The sequence below is a fragment of the Xenorhabdus szentirmaii DSM 16338 genome (assembly GCF_002632585.1).
Lineage (GTDB): Bacteria > Pseudomonadota > Gammaproteobacteria > Enterobacterales > Enterobacteriaceae > Xenorhabdus > Xenorhabdus szentirmaii.
The window spans coordinates 733980-756058 of sequence record NZ_NIBV01000002.1; the positions used below are offsets into that span (position 1 = coordinate 733980).

19 protein-coding genes and 4 tRNA genes are annotated in these 22079 nt (G+C 41.6%); 13 read left to right on the top strand and 10 right to left on the bottom strand.

The window, feature by feature from the left end:
* Positions 1–64: 64 nt before the first annotated feature.
* Positions 65–4045 carry a trifunctional transcriptional regulator/proline dehydrogenase/L-glutamate gamma-semialdehyde dehydrogenase gene (putA, locus tag Xsze_RS13130; RefSeq protein ID WP_038241515.1) on the bottom strand — a complete coding sequence of 1327 codons (3981 nt, stop codon included), beginning with the start codon at positions 4043–4045 and terminating at the stop codon, positions 65–67.
* 552 nt (positions 4046–4597) lie between these two features.
* Between putA and putP the strand changes: the two genes are divergently transcribed.
* From putP to Xsze_RS13150, 3 genes are all read left to right on the top strand, one after another.
* Positions 4598–6082: a sodium/proline symporter PutP gene (gene putP / locus Xsze_RS13135; protein WP_038241516.1), complete on the top strand. Its 1485-nt coding sequence runs from the start codon at positions 4598–4600 to the stop codon at positions 6080–6082.
* A 354-nt stretch (positions 6083–6436) separates the two neighbouring features.
* Positions 6437–6652 (top strand): hypothetical protein, encoded by a 216-nt coding sequence (locus tag Xsze_RS13145; protein ID WP_038241520.1) that lies wholly within the window; start codon positions 6437–6439, stop codon positions 6650–6652.
* A 41-nt stretch (positions 6653–6693) separates the two neighbouring features.
* Positions 6694–7050: a hypothetical protein gene (locus tag Xsze_RS13150; RefSeq protein WP_244431871.1), complete on the top strand. Its 357-nt coding sequence runs from the start codon at positions 6694–6696 to the stop codon at positions 7048–7050.
* A gap of 217 nt (positions 7051–7267) precedes the next feature.
* On the opposite strand, the gene Xsze_RS13155 is transcribed toward Xsze_RS13150, so the two are convergent.
* Positions 7268–7343: transfer RNA gene (locus Xsze_RS13155), tRNA-Lys, on the bottom strand.
* A gap of 234 nt (positions 7344–7577) precedes the next feature.
* Between Xsze_RS13155 and cycA the strand changes: the two genes are divergently transcribed.
* Positions 7578–8984, top strand: a complete 1407-nt coding sequence (gene cycA, locus Xsze_RS13160) for a D-serine/D-alanine/glycine transporter (protein WP_038241523.1) — start codon at positions 7578–7580, stop codon at positions 8982–8984.
* Positions 8985–9064: 80 nt separating this feature from the next.
* On the opposite strand, the gene Xsze_RS13165 is transcribed toward cycA, so the two are convergent.
* A complete protein-coding gene (locus tag Xsze_RS13165; protein ID WP_084616380.1) occupies positions 9065–9499 on the bottom strand; it encodes a nuclear transport factor 2 family protein in 435 nt (144 codons plus the stop codon).
* Between the two features lie 116 nt (positions 9500–9615).
* On the opposite strand from Xsze_RS13165, the gene Xsze_RS13170 reads away from it, so the two are divergent.
* Complete coding sequence (locus Xsze_RS13170) at positions 9616–10119, top strand: GNAT family N-acetyltransferase (protein WP_038241525.1); 504 nt, start codon at positions 9616–9618, stop codon at positions 10117–10119.
* A gap of 128 nt (positions 10120–10247) precedes the next feature.
* Here Xsze_RS13170 and Xsze_RS13175 read toward each other — a convergent pair whose 3' ends face one another.
* Positions 10248–11240: a CgnE/CgnB domain-containing protein gene (locus Xsze_RS13175; protein ID WP_051462577.1), complete on the bottom strand. Its 993-nt coding sequence runs from the start codon at positions 11238–11240 to the stop codon at positions 10248–10250.
* Positions 11241–11811: 571 nt separating this feature from the next.
* Positions 11812–12699, bottom strand: a complete 888-nt coding sequence (locus Xsze_RS13180; RefSeq protein WP_244431872.1) for a LysR family transcriptional regulator — start codon at positions 12697–12699, stop codon at positions 11812–11814.
* Between the two features lie 130 nt (positions 12700–12829).
* Here Xsze_RS13180 and Xsze_RS13185 point away from each other — a divergent pair, with 130 nt between their 5' ends.
* The 8 genes from Xsze_RS13185 to Xsze_RS13225 all read left to right on the top strand — a co-directional run bounded on the left by Xsze_RS13185 (position 12830) and on the right by Xsze_RS13225 (position 18859).
* Complete coding sequence (locus tag Xsze_RS13185) at positions 12830–13771, top strand: DMT family transporter (protein ID WP_071991843.1); 942 nt, start codon at positions 12830–12832, stop codon at positions 13769–13771.
* A 189-nt stretch (positions 13772–13960) separates the two neighbouring features.
* The gene (locus Xsze_RS13190; RefSeq protein WP_038241533.1) at positions 13961–14326 is read left to right on the top strand and encodes a hypothetical protein; all 366 of its coding nucleotides are present in this window, start codon (positions 13961–13963) and stop codon (positions 14324–14326) included.
* A 1022-nt stretch (positions 14327–15348) separates the two neighbouring features.
* On the top strand, positions 15349–16008 hold the full coding sequence (uvrY, locus tag Xsze_RS13200) for a UvrY/SirA/GacA family response regulator transcription factor (RefSeq protein WP_038241536.1): 660 nt from the start codon (positions 15349–15351) through the stop codon (positions 16006–16008).
* A gap of 20 nt (positions 16009–16028) precedes the next feature.
* The gene (uvrC, locus tag Xsze_RS13205) at positions 16029–17861 is read left to right on the top strand and encodes an excinuclease ABC subunit UvrC (RefSeq protein WP_038241538.1); all 1833 of its coding nucleotides are present in this window, start codon (positions 16029–16031) and stop codon (positions 17859–17861) included.
* A 56-nt stretch (positions 17862–17917) separates the two neighbouring features.
* Complete coding sequence (gene pgsA / locus Xsze_RS13210; protein ID WP_038241539.1) at positions 17918–18466, top strand: CDP-diacylglycerol--glycerol-3-phosphate 3-phosphatidyltransferase; 549 nt, start codon at positions 17918–17920, stop codon at positions 18464–18466.
* A 144-nt stretch (positions 18467–18610) separates the two neighbouring features.
* Positions 18611–18686: transfer RNA gene (locus tag Xsze_RS13215), tRNA-Gly, on the top strand.
* A 6-nt stretch (positions 18687–18692) separates the two neighbouring features.
* Positions 18693–18766: transfer RNA gene (locus tag Xsze_RS13220), tRNA-Cys, on the top strand.
* Positions 18767–18772: 6 nt separating this feature from the next.
* Positions 18773–18859, top strand: a tRNA-Leu gene (locus Xsze_RS13225).
* Positions 18860–18991: 132 nt separating this feature from the next.
* Here the strand turns inward: Xsze_RS13225 and Xsze_RS13230 are convergent.
* The 5 genes from Xsze_RS13230 to Xsze_RS22200 form a co-directional block, all read right to left on the bottom strand.
* Positions 18992–20008 (bottom strand): tyrosine-type recombinase/integrase, encoded by a 1017-nt coding sequence (locus tag Xsze_RS13230; RefSeq protein ID WP_038241541.1) that lies wholly within the window; start codon positions 20006–20008, stop codon positions 18992–18994.
* The gene (locus Xsze_RS23490) at positions 20008–20235 is read right to left on the bottom strand and encodes a DUF4224 domain-containing protein (protein WP_071991844.1); all 228 of its coding nucleotides are present in this window, start codon (positions 20233–20235) and stop codon (positions 20008–20010) included. Before Xsze_RS23490 ends, Xsze_RS13230 begins: the two co-directional genes overlap by 1 nt.
* A gap of 81 nt (positions 20236–20316) precedes the next feature.
* Positions 20317–21699, bottom strand: a complete 1383-nt coding sequence (locus tag Xsze_RS13240) for a DEAD/DEAH box helicase (RefSeq protein WP_038241545.1) — start codon at positions 21697–21699, stop codon at positions 20317–20319.
* A 10-nt stretch (positions 21700–21709) separates the two neighbouring features.
* On the bottom strand, positions 21710–21886 hold the full coding sequence (locus Xsze_RS22195; protein WP_156935913.1) for a hypothetical protein: 177 nt from the start codon (positions 21884–21886) through the stop codon (positions 21710–21712).
* Between the two features lie 9 nt (positions 21887–21895).
* Positions 21896–22072: a hypothetical protein gene (locus Xsze_RS22200; protein WP_156935914.1), complete on the bottom strand. Its 177-nt coding sequence runs from the start codon at positions 22070–22072 to the stop codon at positions 21896–21898.
* Positions 22073–22079: the final 7 nt, after the last annotated feature.

Consider the following 22079-nt stretch of genomic DNA (forward strand, 5'->3'; position numbering starts at 1 on the left):
TAATTCATTTTAATTAACCTATTTCTCTTTACAACATTTCAAACATCATTAATTAAGCGATTAATTAACCAATTGTCATTAAATTGGCATTTCCCCCTGCGGCTGCCGTATTCACGCTGAGTGAACGTTCGTGGAGCAAACGTTCCAACAGAAGATTGGTTTCACCACGTGCAAAACCCTGTACAGAAATGATTGGGCCTTTACGTTGTGCGATGGTACTGCAAACATAGCGTAATTGATCACAATCACCGTGATAAATAACTGCCTCAATCGCAGCCTCTTCATTTTGCCAATCCTTGACCCAATGAATATGCCGGCGAACTTCTTCCGGTAACTGACGCTGCAACCCCTGATGCAATTCATCTTGCTCCCAGATGGCCTGACAACCGACAGAGAGAACAGCCGCTAATTGTACCAGCGCATCCTGTTCGTTATCCGCAAGGCATAAAACATGGCCGCGTGGCTGGAGAATATAAGTATTGCGTTCGCCGGTTGGCCCGGGCAGCAAGCGTATTGTTCCGCTTTGTGCCAGCAAGCTGTATTCCTGAATGACTTGATTCAATGAATCATTATTTTGAGCCGTTGACCAATCAGCCAGTTTATTGAGAGGAACAAGCATCATTGTACGGGTTTTGGCATCAAGCTCGTAGGCAATATCCTGCCGTTCCAGCGTTTGGCTGGCCGCATTAACAGGGCGTTGTGCCAGCAAGCGATACAAATACAGTGGCCCACCGGCTTTTGGCCCTGTACCGGAAAGCCCTTCGCCGCCAAATGGCTGAACCCCAACCACTGCGCCAACCATATTGCGGTTGACATATAAGTTGCCGACTTTGGCTTTGCTGGTGACTTGCGCGATAGTTTCATCAATGCGCGTATGAATGCCTAAAGTCAGACCATAACCTGATGCGTTAATTTGCTCCAATAACTTATCCAGCTCATTGCGCTTGAAACGGACAACGTGCAGGACAGGGCCAAAAATTTCTTTTTTCAGTTCAGTGAAACTGTCCAATTCAATCAGCGTCGGTTTGACGAACGTTCCTTCAGACCACTCTTGGCTGTCCGTCGCATTGTCATGTACTGCCTGATAAATCGTCCGGCCTTTGCTGCGCATCGTCTGGATATGGCGATCAATGCCTGCTTTTGCTTCGGCATCAATAACCGGGCCGATATCTGTCGACAGACGCTCCGGATTACCCATCCGGCATTCGGCCATTGCGCCTTTCAGCATGGTGATGGTTCTTTCCGCCACATCTTCCTGCACACACAGAATACTCAGGGCAGAGCAGCGCTGGCCCGCACTGTCAAAGGCAGAAGCAATCACATCCGTGACAACTTGTTCAGTCAGCGCAGAAGAATCAACAATCATGGCATTCAGGCCACCGGTTTCTGCGATCAGCGGCGTCGGGCGACCTTGTGCATCAAGACGACCGGCAATATTGCGTTGCAATAAGTTGGCGACGTCGGTAGAGCCGGTAAACATGACACCACGTACACGTTCATCCCCAACCAGCGAAGCACCCACCGTTTCCCCTTGTCCGGGCAATAATTGCAGCACATCACGGGGAATACCCGCCTGATGCAGCATTTTTACCGCAACGGCTGCGATTAATGGCGTTTGTTCCGCCGGTTTTGCCAGAACACTATTACCGGCTGCTAAAGCGGCGGCAATTTGCCCGGTGAAAATGGCCATCGGGAAGTTCCATGGGCTAATGCAAACCACAGGCCCCAGCGGGCGATGGGTATCGTTAGCGAAATCCTGCTGCACCTGATCGGCGTAATAATAGAGAAAATCTACTGCTTCACGGACTTCGGCAATGGCATTGTTGAATGTTTTACCCGCTTCACGAACCAAGATCCCCAGCAAGGATTGCAGATTATTTTCCATCAATTCAGCAGCACGCACCAAAATGGCCGCACGCTCTGAAGGCGGTGTCGCAAACCAGATAGCACCTGCATCAGTGGCGATATTCAGGGCATGGCTGACTTCTTCTTCCGTGGTTTCACGCACATAGCCCACGATGTCTGAAGGTTTGGCAGGGTTATTGACAGGCTTGGCAACAGGCAATTCCCCTGAATGTGAGTATTCACCCCCTAATAACGGTTCACTGTTCCACATTTCCATTGATGAACTGAGCAGGGCGCTGGAAAGGGATGCCAAACGGTGTTCACTGGAGAGATCCAAACCCAAAGAGTTGACGCGGTTTTTGCCGTATAAATCGTGGGGAAGAGGGATCTTCGGATGTGGCAGGCCGATTTGTCCTTCAGTTTGCGCCAGTTCCTGAACCACCGTCACCGGATCTGCGATGAGTTCATCAATCGGTAAAGTTGTATCAGCTATGCGATTGACAAATGAGGTATTGGCGCCATTTTCCAGCAAACGGCGTACCAGATAGGCCAATAATGTTTCATGTGTTCCTACGGGCGCATAAATGCGGCATGGGCGGTTGAGTTTACCTTCGGCAACCTTGCCGACGACTTGTTCGTAAAGCGGTTCGCCCATGCCATGCAGGCATTGGAACTCATATTGTCCCGGATAATAATTTTGTCCCGCCAGATGGTAAATGGCAGACAGGGTATGCGCATTGTGGGTCGCAAATTGCGGGTAGATTAAATTAGGAACGGAAAGCAGCTTGCGGGCACACGCAAGATAAGACACATCGGTATAAACCTTGCGGGTATAGACCGGATAACCTTCAAGGCCATCGATTTGAGCACGTTTTATTTCGCTGTCCCAGTAAGCACCTTTTACCAGACGGATCATCAAGCGATGACGGCTGCGCTGTGCCAAATCAATAATGCTGTCGATGACGAAAGGACAACGTTTCTGGTAAGCCTGAATCACAAAACCAATCCCGTTCCAGCCTTCCAGTTGTGGCTCAAAACAGAGTTTTTCCAGTAAATCAAGGGAGATTTCCAGACGATCCGCTTCTTCTGCATCAATATTGATACCAATATCATATTGGCGTGCCTGTAAGGTCAGGGAAAGCAGGCGAGGGTATAGCTCATCCATGACCCGTTCATATTGCGCCCGGCTATAACGCGGATGCAGGGCTGAAAGTTTGATGGAAATGCCCGGCCCCTCATAAATTCCCCGCCCATTTGACGCCTTACCGATGGCGTGGATCGCCTGTTGATAGGAAACCATGTAGGCTTGGGCATCGGCTTCAGTCAGCGCCGCTTCACCCAGCATATCATAGGAATAGCGGAAGCCTTTCTCTTCTAATTTACGGGCATTGGCAAGGGCTTGGGCGATGGTTTCTCCGGTGACAAATTGTTCACCCATCAGGCGCATAGCCATATCAACGCCTTTGCGCACTAATGGCTCGCCACTCTTGCTGATAATGCGGTTCAGTGAGCCGGATAATTTGGCTTCATTATGAGTAGAAACCAGTTTGCCGGTAAACAATAACCCCCAAGTCGCGGCGTTGACAAACATGGATGGGCTTTGCCCCACATGGGAGTGCCAATTGCCGTTACTGATTTTATCGCGGATCAATGCATCACGGGTGGCTTTATCGGGAATGCGCAGCAAGGCTTCGGCAAGACACATCAAAGCCACCCCTTCCTGTGAAGAAAGAGAAAATTCCTGTAGTAAGCCCTGCACCAATCCGGAGCGTCCAATGCCGTGCTTTTGCTGACGTAATTTCTCAGCGATGGAGTAAGCGAGTTTATGGGTCGCCTTGGTTTGTTCTTCTGATAGCTGAGCGCGTTGCAGTAACATTGGTACGGCTTGTGTTTCAGGCAGGCGATAAGCTGAGGTAATTGCAGAACGTTTCACCGATTGGGGTAAAATATGCTCGGCAAAATCCAAAAATGGTTGGTAAGACGCCTCAACAGGTGATTCTTCTTCGGAAATCTTCTCTTCTTTGCTATCCTGACCCGCTGATATTTCTGGGATCTTTTCCTCATTTTCCAGACGGTCAAGATAGTTAAAGATGGCTTGCTTAATCAGCCAATGTGGTGTGCGTTCAATTTGTTGTGCAGCAGATTTGATACGATTACGTGTGGCTTCATCGAGCTTCACGCCCATAGTGGTACTACCCATTCTTACTCCTTAACTTAATAGGTAAGACTTAACCAAGTTACATAACAATATCTGTCATGTTGCAACTTTGTGCAACTTTGTTAAAAGCGGTTGTTCTGAATTTGTGAAATCAATCTTACTTTTATTATTTATTTGGTGAATCACATGGAAGGATATTTTTTTATCCTATTGATATAATGTGTTTTTTTAAATAATCATAAATTTTAGGTGTAACCAGTCAGTGAATTAGAGGTGCAACTTTTAGAGAAAGAAATGTGATTGAGCAAGCGTTTTTCATAAAAACACGCGTTAAGTAGTTGTTAAAAATGTTTTAACTAAATTAGGATGGAATGTAATTTTAAAATAATTACAAATATAAATAATACGTGCGTAAAATTAATGTCATCTTTAGGTACTATTTCTCACGGTGTTTGATGAGACTGACCTGAACTGACCTGATATGAAAAAGGCTGATTTTAAGTACGGATAATATTGTTTAGGCAAATGGCTCATTTGCAGATACACGATTTATAAAAACACTGATTTACAAAAACACTATGGAGAAGAACCTGCATGACAGTAAATTCACCAATGCTTATTACCTTCATTGTCTATATTGCCGGCATGCTATTAATAGGCTTTATGGCTTATCGTTCCACCAAAAATTTTGATGACTATATTCTGGGTGGCCGACGATTGGGCAGTGTGGTAACAGCATTATCTGCTGGCGCTTCTGATATGAGTGGCTGGTTATTAATGGGATTACCGGGGGCTATTTTTTTCTCTGGTATTTCAGAAAGTTGGATTGCCCTTGGCCTGTTGTTGGGGGCATACCTGAATTGGCGATGGGTTGCCGGTAGATTGCGCGTTCATACTGAAGTCAGCAATAACGCACTGACATTGCCGGATTATTTTACAAATCGCTTTGAAGACAAAAATAAAATCCTGCGCATCATTTCTGCATTGGTTATCCTGATTTTCTTTACGATTTACTGCGCATCAGGTGTGGTGGCAGGTGGCCTGCTATTTGAAAATACGTTTGGGATCAGTTATGAAAAAGCAATTTGGTTAGGGGCATTGGCAACGATTGCCTATACCTTCCTCGGCGGTTTCCTCGCTGTAAGCTGGACGGATACTGTTCAGGCAACATTGATGATTTTTGCTTTGATTCTGGTACCTGTACTGATCTTGTTCAAAGTCGGCGGGATCGATCAGGCCATCAATATCATTGAGGGAAAAAATTATGCCTATATGGATATGTTTAAAAATCTGAACATCATTGCCATTATTTCTTTGTTGGGCTGGGGATTGGGCTATTTCGGCCAGCCGCATATTCTGGCCCGTTTTATGGCCGCAGATTCGCATCAAACGATTCATAAAGCCCGTCGTATCAGCATGACGTGGATGTCTTTATGCCTTATCGGCACCGTTGCTGTTGGCTTCTTTGGTATTGCCTATTTTGATATGTTCCCGGAGCAGGCTGGGCCTGTCATGGAAAATCGTGAACGTATTTTCATGGAGTTAGGAATACTTTTGTTCAATCCATGGATCACGGGGATCTTGTTATCTGCGGTACTGGCTGCGGTTATGAGCACATTAAGTTGTCAATTGTTAGTTTGTTCCAGTGCCTTGACCGAAGATTTTTATAAGGCATTTATACGTACCAAAGCCAGCCAAAAAGAGTTGGTATGGGTTGGTCGTATGATGGTTTTGCTGGTGGCAATCATTGCTATTGTGATAGCAACCGATCCAAATAACAAAGTATTGGGGCTGGTCAGCAATGCCTGGGCAGGTTTTGGCTCTGCTTTTGGCCCTGTTGTTTTAATGTCCGTTCTTTGGAAGCGTATGACCCGTAACGGCGCACTAGCCGGTATGCTGGCTGGGGCTGTTACTGTATTGGTTTGGATTAAATTCAGCTGGTTTGGTTTGTACGAAATCATCCCCGGATTTATTTTTGCCACTATCGCAATTGTTGTCGTGAGTTTGTTAGGGAAATCACCGAGCCAGACAATACAACAGCGTTTTGCTGAAGCAGAAGCACATTATAAAACTAAATAAGTAAATCAATAATAAGCCCCTGACGATACAGGGGCTTGTTATCCATTCTTAACATCCAGTCTATGAGATCACTATCGGATAAAGGGTAAGATATTCCTTTACCTCATCATAAAATACTTATGTTAATGATATAGAGATTTTCTATGTGTACATTGTGTACATTTTTTGATGTATTACTTCCTAAGAAAATGGATTTGAGATCCATTGGCATACAAGAAAGTTTGGTCGAATGGGGAGGGGAATTTTTTTCTCAAGAGCCTAAAAAATTCATATGGGAAAACGCTCTTTTCCTGATACAACATGAATGTAACGAAATATCTATAAAAAACTTGCTTGATGAAAATATATCAAAAAATGGATATCCATGATGAGCCTATAATACAGTTTATTAATGAATTTCTGCCGACAGTGAATGAGTGGTATTTTGTCATGCACCATGAATCAGATAAGAGGTACAAATATAGTATCTTTGGTGATAACCACCAAGTTCTGGATTTATTAATTCAAGCACTGGATTTTAATAATAATGAAGGAATGGTTATTATGAAAAATAGCCATCTGGTGTATTAAATTACTATCCAAGATTACTCCAATTATCTTAACAAATTAACATGATGAAAAATGATGAAAAAGTAATAGAATCGATTTTTAATGAGTTATTTCATGATGACTTTTTAAGTTATAAAGATATTTTAACAACCCCATCAGATAATAATCAAGATGGTATATATTCAAGAGCCAAAATAGCTTTGTCAAAATTAGATAATGAAGATCAGTCAGCTATCCTGAATTTTTTTAGGATAATAATGGCTGATACTGCATCAACTATCTTTGGAACTATTGATGGTTCTCATTTCCCTCCAAATATCAATGGTGATTTTACATTATTGTATGAAGATGAAGAAATACAAGGAAATCTACAAGATTTATTTATAGAAAAATATGAAGATTTAGACAATTGTCATTAATGTTATGATTTAAGGGATATAATTTTGATTATCGCAATGTTATTGCCACGATACCTGATAATTTTAATCAGTCCCCATTTGAGATTTAATACATCCGTAGCAGTGGAAAAATGAGATAGATAATATTCGAAAACCCCTGTTGCCATGTTGCCGCAATGGGTTATCAAAAAGTCATTGATCTATGGTAGTTTAACTGTCTGATTTAACTTATAAAATCTGGTGGGTCGTGGGAGGCTCGAACTCCCGACCAACTGATTAAGAGTCAGCGGCTCTGCCAACTGAGCTAACGACCCAAATACGATTAATTATTCTACTGCAATCATAAGACGTCAATAGACGATACTCATCTTTTTATTGATTGGGTGAAACATAAACAATTGCCTGATTTTCCATTGGTTAAATTGCAACCTTCTTGTTTTTCATGTGAAATCCTTCTGTTAATACCGCAGTTGTCTATGTCACAATATTCCCTTAAACACAGCTTGAGGGTATTAAGGCCATGCTGTGAGAATAAATTGGATACAACTATGGAAGAAAAAATACAACCCACTCACACTCCTGAAACTGAAGATTCGCATTTGCAGCGAAGTCTTACCAACCGGCATATACAGCTCATCGCAATTGGTGGTGCCATTGGTACTGGCTTGTTCATGGGATCAGGAAAAACGATTTCCCTTGCGGGACCGTCGATCATTTTTGTTTATATGATCATCGGATTTATGCTGTTTTTTGTTATGCGTGCAATGGGAGAGTTATTACTTTCCAATTTGCACTATAAGTCATTCAGTGATTTTGCAGCGGATTTACTGGGGCCGTGGGCCGGTTTTTTTGTGGGCTGGACTTACTGGTTTTGCTGGGTCATTACTGGTATTGCTGATATTGTTGCTATTACTGCGTATGTTGGATATTGGGTTCCGGATTTTCCAGAATGGGCGACTTCGCTCCTGTGCGTATTGGTATTGCTGACTCTGAATCTTGCGACAGTAAAACTGTTCGGTGAATTAGAGTTCTGGTTTGCCATGATTAAAATCATTGCCATTGTTGCCTTGATTGTCACGGGAGGCATCCTGATTGGCATTCATTTCCAATCCCCTGCGGGGCATGTTGCTGTACTTTCTAATATCTGGAATGATGGTGGCATGTTTCCCATGGGATTAAGTGGTTTCTTTGCCGGGTTCCAGATAGCGATATTTGCTTTTGTCGGCATTGAGCTGGTGGGAACGGCGGCAGCGGAAACAAAAAATCCAATGAAATCTTTGCCAAAAGCGATTAATGCTATCCCAATCCGCATTATCACGTTTTATGTTTTGGCCCTGATTGTCATCATGTCGGTCACACCTTGGCGGGCTATCATTGCAGATAAAAGCCCTTTTGTGGAATTGTTTGTTTTGATTGGCTTACCTGCCGCAGCCAGCATGGTCAATTTTGTTGTCCTGACTTCTGCGGCATCTTCTGCAAATAGTGGGGTGTTCTCTACCAGCCGGATGTTGTTTGGTTTGGCGAAAGAGGGCGATGCACCAAAGCAGTTCAGTCGTCTGTCCCGCCGTTCGGTTCCTGCATCGGGATTGGTTTTCACTTGTTTGTGCCTCTCTTTTGGCGTTATTTTGATTTATTTTATCCCTGATGTTATGCGGGTTTTTACATTGGTAACGACAGTCTCTGCGATTTTGTTCATGTTTATTTGGAGCATGATTTTGTGTTCCTATCTGGTTTATAGAAAACACCGCCCGGCTCTCCATCAGGCATCTGTATACAAAATGCCGTTTGGTATTGTGATGTCATGGGTGTGCTTAGCTTTCTTTGCGTTTGTATTGGTATTGCTTTCTTTGCAACCCGATACTCGCCAGGCGTTAATCGCTACACCAGCTTGGTTCATTATTCTGGCGATTGGATTTCAGATTGTGAAAAAGCGTAAGATGCGTTTTATTCAATGATTGAGAAAAAATCCTATGACTTATCAATGGCCCAATATTTGGGCCATTTTTCTTTTCATTTTTTTCTTTCCAATCTTTTTTCATTCCATCAAAAGTGTACCTTGATGAAATCTGAGCTGCCATTTTCCGCATGAAGATAATTGCCAAATTGATGAGCGTAGTGCTTGATTAAATGGCGTATCGGTTCTATCCATCTCATAAGAGTGATACGTTAATAAAGCAGTATTTGTATTCAGAATACTCATGGAAAAATTTTTTGCAAAAATATTGGAAGTAGTTTTTATTTCTAGTGTTAAGGTATCTAATACAATCTTTTTAGTATAAATGTAACCTGATCTACTGATTTCTAGAAAATTATCATGTAATACAGCTTGAAGCCAGTCTGCATTATTTCTTTTTTCAACGTGAAGGCTGATTGCAAGTGCTTTGAGTAATTTTAAAGTTGTTGTTTTTTTTGAATCATATAAGCTCCAAAGGAAATTAAGTTGCGTAAAGTCATAGTGAAAATCAGGCACTTACTATTTTTAATAAATTTATAGGCGTTCTATTTACATTTATTTTTTTATCAGGTAGTTATAAATAGTGCTTATAAATGGCAGCTATAAATGATTCAAGCAAAAAAGGAGTGCAAATGGAAATTATAATCAGGGCTACTGAGCCTGAAGATGCTGAGCATTATCAACGAATATATAGTCATCCAGAAGTTTATTCTAATACTTTGCAACGCCCATGCCCTTCACGTGAAATGTGGCGGGAACGTTTACAACAATTTAAGGCACAGGGAAACCCTGAGTTTGTTGCTGAAGTTAACGGCAAAGTAGTCGGAACTGTCGGTATATTCACTTATGCTAACCCAAGACGCAAGCATACAGTAGGTTTTGGCATTGCTGTTGATGTAGATTATTCTGGTCAGGGAGTAGGTTCAAAAATGCTAGCCTTTGTCATTGATTACGCATTTAATTGGTTAGGTTGCATCAGAATTGAGCTGGAAGTATTTTTTGACAATGAAAAAGCAATAAATTTGTATAAAAAATTTGGATTTGAAATGGAAGGTACCCGGCGTATGCAAACATTAAGAAATGGTCAATATTGTGATGTTATCGGAATGGCATTAATTAATAATCGTCTTATATAATATTTCTAAAAGCTTATGCTAATAAATCAGTTTATTGGAAGCATTAATCTTAACTGCTTCCTTTTTACTTTAAAAGGGCTATGTTAATACCTTCCATTTATATATTTTTAAGTTAGAGGTTAAAGGGCTTAAATATTATACGCATTATTTTGGATGAATTCATTACTATCAAAAGATAATGTTCCCCCTTGAAAGATGAGATCTAAATGGTGACTCCCCATTGCACCGCCACCTAGCCCAAGATGCAATCCCGGATGCCGCTCTTCAAAACCCGCATTTAAACCATAAAGTTTTTTCACGCCGCAATTTGTACCGATACCGAATTCTTCAATGACACTGTTACTTGGATTAGCTGATAAATATTTGTCAAAATCTTGAGAAAAATGTGTATTCTGACAAATGAAATTGATGATTTGGCTGTGTTTTATTTCAATTTCGAAAAAATCCCTTACCACACCATACTTAATGGCAAAAGGGATAGTACTGAGGAATGCGCCGCTGAATATAATCCTTCCTTCCAGATCATGCAATTTTGTTGCTATTTCACCGGGAGTTAAATCATAATTCCCAATACCATCAATTGACGTCCATGATTGATCTTCATTAATCGTTGCAGTAAATCCATAATCATCAGGCTGTTCAAAGGTAATTTTCTTGCTTTTTAATGCAATATCTATAAGCGAATTATTCCTGTCACGAATGATTTCTATTTCTTCTGAAAAAGCTTCATAAAAATGAGAGCCATAATCTTTGAAGAGAATTGATTTTCGCCAATATTCTCTCATGACTTGCCTGATTGGTGACAGAAAGTGAGGGCCTGATGGCGTAAATGGTTTTAATGTTGATGAAAGATAAAAAAATATGAATACATCACATTTCTCAATTTCTTCAATCACAATAGGTGAAGGTGTTGTATCAAGAGGCAATAAGCAAATATCGATAAAAGGTAATGTCTCAGAAAAGTTTTTGATATTCTCAACGATATCTTCATGGTGAAGATCCCACCCAATTAATAAACGGATAGAATTGCTTTTTTCTCTTTTTTCCTTAACCGCGGGGTGATGGAAGAGGCAAGAAAACATGTTTTCTATGCTTTTATTTTTTTTATCAATAAATAACATAACGACCTCATAATCAAAAACGGGGAAAGGACTCACCCCGTTTTTGGGTGTAGTTGCCTAAATTTGGTGTAGTTATCTAGAGAGGCCACATTGCTGTTCCAACCGGAACAACTGCTTTCTCTTGCATGATCTCAACTGCTTCTTCAAAGGTTTCTTCTTCAAACCACTGGTTTAATTCGATATTAGTGTCTTCCATATGAACCTCTTTTCTATTGCTCAATTAATTTGACAGCAAATCCTACCATATGAAAATTAACATAGAAGGAACTTTAGGAACTATATATATAGCAAAAAAAGATAAAAATATATTTTTATTTTTTTAAGAGTGATTCTGGTTTTATTTTTGTTTATCGGACGGAATTATTAATTGTTTAAATAAATTTAAATGCAGAATATCATTGTTTATATTTTTATTAGTTCAATCTGCTTGATTTTATAATGCTGAATGATGGTTAATTGCCGATTTAATGGAATGATATCATAATATTATTAAGTACAAGCTCACTGTATGTATTTCAGTAGATCTTGTACTTAGTGTAACAACTATGAATATTTTAAAATTTATACTGATTTACCCTAAAAGTTTATCTTGATTTTGAAAAACGATATCAGCTAAGAAGTCAGCCACTTTCCGTACTCTGGGGGAATGGGCGAGATCTGACTGGATCACAAGCCAAAGAGGTGTATTTATGCCTAACTCACGGGAAATACAGACAAGCCCTGCATGGTTAGCGGCAATATGGGGTAGTACCGCTAACCCTAATCCAGCCGTTACCGCAGCAATTTGGCCTGAAATTGATGTTGTTGCGATTGAAGGTGAACGCCCTCTAAGGTTTTCTTTGAGCCAGTTCATGGAAGGAAGTTGTGAATGCTCATTTGTCCAGCCAATAAAATGAGCGTTATCGTATTGACCTGTAAATATTTTTGAGGAACAAGTTGCTAAATATTCTTTGCTTCCATAGAGGCCAAATCCTAATGTTCCCAATTGTCGGATGTTAATATGCCCCTTGTCTGGCCTGACAATACGAAGTGCTAAGTCAGCATCACGACGGTGGAGATTAACGGAGTAAATATCCGTTGTAATTTCCAACATAAGATTAGGATGATTTTTTTGTAAAGCTGATAAATTTGGCATAATCAAATGGTTAGATAATACTTCGAGGGTTGCAAGGCGTACTGTGCCTACAATATCTGCCCGGATATCAGCGCCAAATAAAAATGAATTCGCGGTTGCTTCCATAGCCTTCGCTTTTTCCAGTAACGCTGTACCATCTTCCGTTAATTTATAACCTGCTTGATGACGCAGGAATAGAGGCATTCCAAACGTGGCTTCCAGTCGTTCAATTTTTCTTGAGACTGTGGCGACACCGATACCGAGAAGTTCAGCGGCCTTACTGATAGTACCTGTTCGTGTGACTGCCAAGAATATGCGAATGTCATCCCAAATAAGTGATTGCACGATGTAATTTCCATTTATGAAAAATTGATTGCCAATATTGTCTAAATATTTTTATTTTGAAAAGTGCCACAATTATCTTGCTGGAAATGACGAGATTCGGTGTTAACTAAATCAAAATTGGGTAATGAATATGAGAGGAACTCCACAGTTCGCGGTTGTAGTGACATTAATTGCAACATTTTTTTGGGGATCAAATTTTCAGGTAACGAAATTTGCACTTGCAAGTTTGCCCCCGTGGACAGCTTCAGTTGAACGTTTTTTCTTTGCCGTTATTTGTATTTTCATTTTTTTTGCATGGAAAGAAGGGGTGAGGGGAAGGGTATTAACGCAAAATTGGAAAGCATTCATTGTGTTGGGGGCTATTGGTATAGCAGGATTCAATGGTGCATTTTTTATTGGGTTGCAGACTTCAAGTCCCATTACAGCAGCATTGATTGTAGCAACAACCCCGATTACAACAAATATATTGGAAGCGATAATCAATCGTCGTCTGCCTGAATTTATACGTGTTACGGGCATGGTTATCAGCTTATTGGGAGTGGCAATCGTTATTACTGATGGTCGTTTGATCTCCGATGGAGCGATTCAGGTTACAATGGGCGACTTTATTATTTTTATAGGGAGCTTGGGTTGGGCGGCTTACTCTGTAGGGATCAGAGAATTTGTAAGCAATTCGACACCATTGGCAACCACAAGTTGGACGATGCTTTTTGGTGCAATTATCTTAGCATTTATTGCATTTTTCATAGAATCACCAATAGCTGATTTATCAAAGGGCACACTTGAAAGTCACTTAGCTTGTATTTATATCGGGATTGGTGGCTCCACTTTTGCGTATCTTTTTTGGAATATGGGAATTTCCATTCGAGGCGCAGGAAAAACGGCAATATTTTTCAATTTCGTACCAATATTTGCACTTATAATACAAATAGCAATGGGAAATATGCCAGGTTTGGCTCAAATGGTTGGTATCTTGATCACCATAACAGGGGTATTTTTGGGACAAAGTGCTATTAAACCTAAAAAATTATTTGATTTGCTATTAAAGCGTAGTAATGGGGAATTGCGCTAAAAAATAAGTTAACAATTTAAATTGTGCTCGCTGTGAATGATGCATTGTATGGAAATAATTTCATGATTTCAGTAAGGTAAGCTTTTTATCATCAAATAGATTTGATGATGCTTAGAGAATAGTTATTGATAAAAATAAAAACTGACATACAATCATCATGATAACTAATTTATTAGTGGAGATATTGTGATGGAAAAATTTACTGATAAATTAATTAGCCTGGATAAATTTATTCTACGCCTGTTACGTTTCTTGTTACATGCGTTGATTGTTTTTCTCATTGGCATTATTCCTGGGGTGTTGGGGTTTTTTTTGATTGAAAGCCATGCGATACCCGATGCAATACTAAATTCAGTTTCAATGATAGGCACTCAGAGTTTGCATATTGAGCCTGTTAGCACATTGGGAAAATATTTTTCAGCTATTTATGGTTTATTTCTTCAGGCTATTTTTTTTATTGCTATTGGGGTGGTTGTGACACCATTTGTCCATCGGATATTGCATAGCTGGCATATTGATGATGATGAGACGGAGGAGGGTAAAGAGAAAAAATAAGAATCGAATGAGAGTATTAGGAATAAATAATTTGGGTTTTTATACATTTTGTGAATAAACGACATATCTATCGATATCAGTAGTAATTTAGTATTTTTTAGTTAAATTAGTTATAGTTTTATTGAATTGCATATGGAGTATTCTATATATTGCAGCCTAATAATTTTCAAGGTGCAGTGTGACGCCGAGGGAACGAATTTACCATAAAAAAGTGAGTCTCACTGCAACTTGAAAGATGATGAGAATAGTATTATCTAAAATAGAGGATAATTATGAAGTAAGGCCGTTGGTTATGTAGAGTAGTGGGAGTGGTCACAACAAAAAATATCGAAGATATTAGCATATGCCATTGTGTTACATGCCAAAAATGGAATGATGGCCATTTTTATCGACAGATTGTAAAGATGAATTACAGATAGAAGGCCCTGAGAATATATCAACATATGCATCATCAGAATGGGCGAAGTGCGTTTTTTATAGAAAATGGGGTACGCACCTTTTTTATCATTTACATTAACCAAATTTTTATTATGTTTTAATTGCTTTTCTTGAAATAATCATTCAAGAAAATTATCACAGAAAATTTATGTGGGTGGCAAACCAGGATATTATTTTTTTGTAGAAAATGCGCAAATTCTGACGAAACAAGGTATTCTTAATTTATTCAAATAATTTTTGAAATATAAAGAATATATTTTTTAGTTAAAATAATTTGTTATGGGTAACATTTTGATATTTTTTTTAACACCATATAGAATGAATTAGCTAATATACCCTATAATCAACAAAGATAGTTAATATTTCTTACTCTATTGATCTGTAACAATTTTCTTTCTGTTTTGTACCAATATCAGTATAATCCCCTCTCTTATTAAAAAGATTCTGATATCACTCGAGAGGGGATGTTGCCTTCATTAAATTATCTTATGAAAATCATAAAGATAAAATCAGCCTATCTACTCGGTTTTGGATCTTATTAATTTGACTATTTCTGTGGGTATTATGGTAAGTGGAGATGTTGTTTGATTAATGTTTTATTAGTTGATGACCATGAATTGGTTCGCATTGGCGTTAAAGGCATTCTTGATGATGTGAAAGGGATTAAGGTCGTAGGAGAAGCCTGTAATGGAGAAAGTGCAGTCAAATGGTGCAAATCAAACAGCACGGATATTGTGATTATGGATATGGATATGCCGGGGATGGGAGGACTTGAGGCAGCCAAAAAAATCATCCGTTATTCGCCTGACATACGAGTGATTATGTTAACCATTTATACAGAAAGCTCATTGACGACAAAGGTGATGCAAGCAGGGATCAGAGGATATTTAAGTAAGGCAGCAACGCCTCAGGATATGATCAATGCGATTCGGGTTGTTTATGCAGGGCAACGTTATATTTCTCCGGAAATTGCCCAAAAAATGGCACTTAATCAACTATTGCCTCAAAAAGAAAATCCGTTGGATGGGCTTTCAGAGCGTGAATTGCAGATTATGACAATGATAACTCAGGGGCGTAAAGTCAACGAGATCTCCACGCAACTTAATCTGAGTCCCAAAACGGTGAACAGCTATCGCTATAGAATGTTTAGTAAACTAAATATCAAGGGCGATGTAGAATTAACACATATCGCAATACGCTGTGGGTTACTTGATGCACAAAATATGTTAGAGCACGGTGGATGATAAATGTTGGGTGATAAATCGTGGAAGAGCAATTTGATTCAAAAGCATTTTTAAAATCAGTCACTAGCCAGCCCGGTGTCTATCGCATGTATGATGCCTCGGGTACAGTCATCTATGTTGGTAAAGCCAAGGATCTGAAAAAGCGGTTATCCAGCTATTTTCGTGCCTTGGTGGGTAGCCGTAAAACGGAATCATTGGTAAAAAATATCTCCCAAATCGATGTTACTGTCACCCATACAGAGACTGAAGCGCTCTTACTCGAACATAATTACATCAAGCGTTATCAGCCTCGTTACAATGTATTGCTGCGTGATGATAAATCTTATCCTTACATTTTCTTGAGTGGTGAGACCCATCCCCGTTTAACGCTATACCGTGGCGCTAAACACGCGAAAGGTGAATATTTCGGCCCATTTCCCAATTCCCATGCAGTGCGTGATAGTCTGGCTTTATTGCAAAAATTATTTCCTATCCGCCAGTGCGAAGACAGTGTGTACCGCAACCGCTCCAGACCTTGCCTTCAATATCAGATTGGCCGTTGCCTTGCTCCTTGCGTTAAGGGGTTCGTTACGGATGAGGAATACCAGCAGCAAGTTGAATATGTCCGTTTATTTCTGTCCGGAAAAGATCAGCAAGTATTAACTAAACTGGTTAGTAACATGGAAGAAGCAAGCCGGGAACTAAAATTTGAAGATGCAGCGCGTTATCGTGACCAGATTCAAGCCGTACGTCAGGTGACTGAACGACAATTTGTGTCCGGGGAAGGCGATGATCTTGATGTGATCAGCGTCGCTTTTGAAGCGGGAATGGCTTGTGTCCACGTCTTGTTTATCCGACAGGGAAAAATATTGGGTAGCCGGAGTTACTACCCTAAAATTCCAGCTGATACGAAACTCGACGAGGTAGTACAAACTTTCCTTGGTCAGTTTTATCTTCAGGGAAGCCAAAGCAGGACATTGCCGACAGAAATTCTATTGGATTTCGCATTACCTGAAAAAGCACTGTTGGAATCATCACTTTCTGAACTCTCTGGTAAAAAAGTTCACATTCAGGCGCGTCCAAGAGGGGATAGGGCTCGTTACTTAAAACTGGCCCGAACTAATGCTGCAATAGCATTGACAACGAAACTCTCCCAACAATCAACAATTCACCAGCGATTAGAGTCATTGGCTTCCTTTATAGGTATTGCAAAAATCCGACGTATGGAATGTTTCGACATTAGCCATACCATGGGAGAACAGACAGTTGCATCCTGTGTCGTTTTTGATGAGAACGGTCCGGTTCGTGCGGAGTATCGTCGTTATAATATTACAGGAATTACTCCCGGAGATGATTATGCAGCGATGGATCAAGTCTTGCATCGTCGTTATGGTAAAGCTATTGATCAAACTAAAATTCCTGACATTATCTTTATTGATGGCGGGAAAGGGCAACTTGCACGGGCGATCGATGTTTTCGATTCTTTGGATGTTGAATGGAATAAAAGCCATCCTAAGTTGATTGGTATTGCAAAGGGGAGTGATCGAAAAGCGGGATTGGAGACCTTATTTTTTGTTGCTGAAGGAGAAGGAACTGTACTCTCTCCTGATTCACCGGCATTACACGTTATTCAGCATATTCGTGATGAATCTCACAATCATGCTATTACAGGTCACCGTCAGCGCAGAGAGAAAGTGAAAAAGACCAGTACCTTGGAGTCGATAGCAGGTATTGGGCCAAAACGTAGACAAATGCTGTTAAAATACATGGGCGGATTACAGCCTTTGCGCAACGCAAGTGTAGAAGAGATCGCAAAAGTACCTTCTATTTCTTATGCACTGGCGGAAAAAATCTATAATGCATTGAAACACTAAAAGTATTGATGCACCATACTGATAAACTTTACATGGCCAGATAGTTACGACGCATTATGCAATTAAATATTCCAACATGGCTTACTTTGTTCCGTATTGCCTTAATTCCGTTTTTTGTCTTGGCATTTTACTTGCCATTTCAATGGGCACCGATGCTGTGTGCCATTATCTTTGTGATTGCTGCTGCAACGGATTGGTTTGATGGTTTCCTTGCACGTTTGTGGAAACAGACAACACGCTTTGGCGCATTTCTTGATCCGGTAGCAGATAAAGTGATGGTTGCCACCGCATTAGTACTCATCGCAGAGCGTTACCATACATGGTGGATTACACTGCCCATTGCGACAATGATTGCCCGCGAAATCATTATATCCTCTTTGCGAGAATGGATGGCAGAGTTAGGAAAACGCAGCAGCGTTGCTGTTTCTTGGATGGGAAAAATAAAAACCACTGCCCAAATGGCCTCATTGGTTGCTTTATTATGGCGTCCTAATAATGAAGTTGAACTGATCGGATTCATCTTATTATATGCAGCTGCGGTATTGACGTTCTGGTCAATGTTCCAATATTTGAGCGCTGCATGGGCTGACTTGCGTGAAGGTTGATCGAAATGACGCAAAAATCAGCGAACGAACGAGTTTTATAAATAATTGTGTTGACTCATTTCGTGAAATAAGTAGAATGCAACGCATCGAACGGCACATGAGATTTGCAAAACAAGTTAAGCAAATCAAGAAGTTCGAAGAAAAGCGGGAATAGCTCAGTTGGTAGAGCACAACCTTGCCAAGGTTGGGGTCGCGAGTTCGAGTCTCGTTTCCCGCTCCAAAGAAAGGCGCGTTGGCAGAGTGGCCATGCAGCGGATTGCAAATCCGTCAACCTCGGTTCGACTCCGGGACGCGCCTCCAAATTCAGCCCAGGTGGTGAAATCGGTAGACACAAGGGATTTAAAATCCCTCGGCCTCTAGGCTGTGCGGGTTCAAGTCCCGCCCTGGGCACCATATAAAAACTTGCGGTAATACAGTGAGTTAGGGTTAGAAAGAGCCACCTTCAAGGTGGCTTTTTTCTTTGATGAAAATCACGTTTCACTATTCGTTCACTATATCCTTTCACTATATTTTTTACCCTTTCGTTTACTTTTTTTGCCCGCCTACAACCGGAACGATTTTCACTTTTCGATCATACCGCGCCGTTTGGGTAATATTTTTATGTCCTGTAATAAATTGTTTTTCAGCGAGAGACCCTTCGAGATCGGAAACCCCTTTTGCTTTTAGATCATGGAAAGTGAAATGAAAGTCTAATTCTGGAAATTGTCGGGTTGCTTCTGCTTTGGCTTTTTTCCAGCGGCTGTTAAAACCGTCACGGGAATATCGGGAGCCGCCTCGTTGGTGGAGGACATAAATACTACTGACGCTGTTATCAAGCGGTAATGTCCTACTGAGGGCGATGACATTTTCTAACCGTTTTGTCCATGCTTTGATTTGAGCGACATTTGTTTTACCTTGCTTGATGAAAATGCCGTCTTCTTTTATCTGTGCATAGGTCAATTCCAGAATATCGGCTTGGCGGGCGCAGCACAGATAAGCCAGTTCCATTGCCACTTTTACCATTGGAGAGGCAACAGAGTAGAGCGCATTGTATTCAGCGTCGGTAATGTACCGACCCCGTGGGATTTCTTTGAATTGCCGGACACCTTTGCAAGGGTTTCCCTTTACTATCCCGCGTTCATAACCCCAGCCGAATACGCGAGATAAAAAATTCTTTTCCCGGTTAGCTTGGGTCTTAGATCGTAATCCCCGTTTATCCATGTATTTGCGAATATGCTCTGGCTTGATAGTGTCCGGCAACATATTGCCAAAAACAGCCAGGAGCTTACCGGCGTATTTTTGATAATCTTTTTGAGTTTCTCTTGCTAACGCGAGAAAATCCGGCGATAAAAAGAACGCCTTAACCAAACCATTTAGCGTTTCATCGTTTTTCTGGGCAGCGAGCAATTTTTCATAGGCCAACCAAACTTCCGCCTGTGTGGCGGAAAAATCACATAAGCGTACTGTCCGGCTGTCATAAGTTTGGAACTCATACGCAGAGCGCCCCCGCCGAACGCGTGGGGGCATCCAATTATCTGCGGGGTTCTTGCGTTTTCTACCCATTAGTCTAAGGCTCCGAAATTGGGTTCTTGGGGGGCGGGTGCATAGTTTCTGATCCGCTGTGAGAGGGGATTATTAAAATGATCCCATGTGGTTCGGGGTCTTCCATCCCGCCGGATAATGAAAAATATACCGGCTTCCTTAAGTATTTCACATTGCTTGGCCGGGATTTGATAGCCCGTGAGTTCGGCGATATCGGTGTCACTGATGATGCCGGTTTTTACATCCATATTAACCTCGATTATCGATTAACAGGTTGGAATGAACATCACCGCTGTGTAAACGGCGCCAAAGAAAATTTGATGGGTTTGTTACCTCTGCTTCATAGCCTCTAATAAAATGTCCTGCACTTCCCGCTTAGAATTGCGCCGCTCCATAACCATCTCGTCCATGGTGTGCGCCGCGATAATGTGGTGGATGAAGACCGGACGGCGATAACCGGCTTGTGCCTGTCGGGTCGGGCCGATACGCTCAATGATTTGCTGGTACTGCTCCAAGTCCCACCAATGCGAGAAGAACACCAAGATATTTCCGCCGTCCTGTAGGTTAAGGCCGTGGCCTGCGCTGGCCGGGTGGGCAAACATCACGGGGATCTTGCCAGCGTTCCAGTCGCGTAATGTTTGCGGATCAGCATCAAGGTGTCGGCCACGGGGAAAAGCTTTTAACAATCGCGCTAAATCGTGCTTCCAGTGGTAGGCAACGAGTACCGGCATTCCCCCAGATTCGGCGATGATACTGTCGAGTGCCTGTAACTTGGCGTCGTGCAATTCCTGCCAAGTGCCGTTCTCGTCGGTATACAATGCGCCGCTGGCGATTTGCAGACACTTAACCGTTTTGGCGGCGGCGTTCAGGGCTTCCACGCCAACACTCTCCAGTTCAAGAAACATTTCCTTTTCCATCGCCTGATACTGTTGCCGGACTTTGGCGGGCAGCTCGACGCGAATCACGTTATGGACAGGTTCGTCGATATCGAACCAATCGGCAGCATCGAGGGCGATGGTCACATCATTCAGGGCCGTTTGTATTTGCTCCTGGGCAAACGGCCACGGCTCCAGCTTTACCCATTGTTGCCCCGGAAAGCGGATTTGATTAAACCAACGTGCAGTAAAAGCGTTGTAGGTGCGGCCAAGGCGTTCACCCTGATCGACAAACCAGGCTTGCCCCCATAAATCAACGAGTCCATTGGGTGAGGGGGTGCCTGTCAGATTTACCCAGCGGCGCGCATACTTATGGGCTACCTTTGCCAGTGCCGCGGCGCGCTTGCCCCCTTTACGTAACCGGAAGGATTTTAGCCGTGTGCTCTCATCGGCAATGACGGTGGCGAACGGCCATTGATTGCCCAGCGTTTCAACCAGCCAGACGAGGTTGTCGTAATTGGTGGTAAAGACACTGGCATTGGTATTTTTGAGCGCATCCATTCGCTCTTTGACACTGCCCACAATGGGCTGAACGTCGATATTATGCAGATGGTTCCACTTAACCGCTTCATCCGGCCATGTAGACCGCGCCACACGCAACGGCGCTAAAACTAATGTCGGTTGGGTTTCGCTGCCGGCCATGTACAAATCATTAATTGCGGTAAGTGTGGCTACACTTTTGCCCATCCCCATACCGGCCCACACATTGCAGCGGGAGATATCTAGTTGATGATTAATGATAAGGTTTTGGTAGGAGTGGGGGGTGAATGGTTTCATACTATCCCCCTTAGCGTACACGAGCGATAATGTTTCCCGCACTTGTCATTTTGAGTTTAATTGTCATTCCGTCTTCGGGAAGTTGTACGTAATAAAAAGCGTTTTGCTCCCAGCAGGGTCTGTTTATAAAATCAGTAACCACGTGTAAGACTTTGGTCATATTTGCATTATCTGGTGCTTCAATCATTATTTTCATTTATCCTCTCGCATCCTCTAAATAAACTGGAACGACAATAAGTTTTTTATCACTATTATTAACCATTAATTCGGCATCAGATTTATCAAAAAATACCGCTTTTAGAGTTTGGTATTTGTCATTGTTAAAATTGCAAACACCAACATCATTACAGACTGCGTAAAATACTGTATCCATAGGGCGC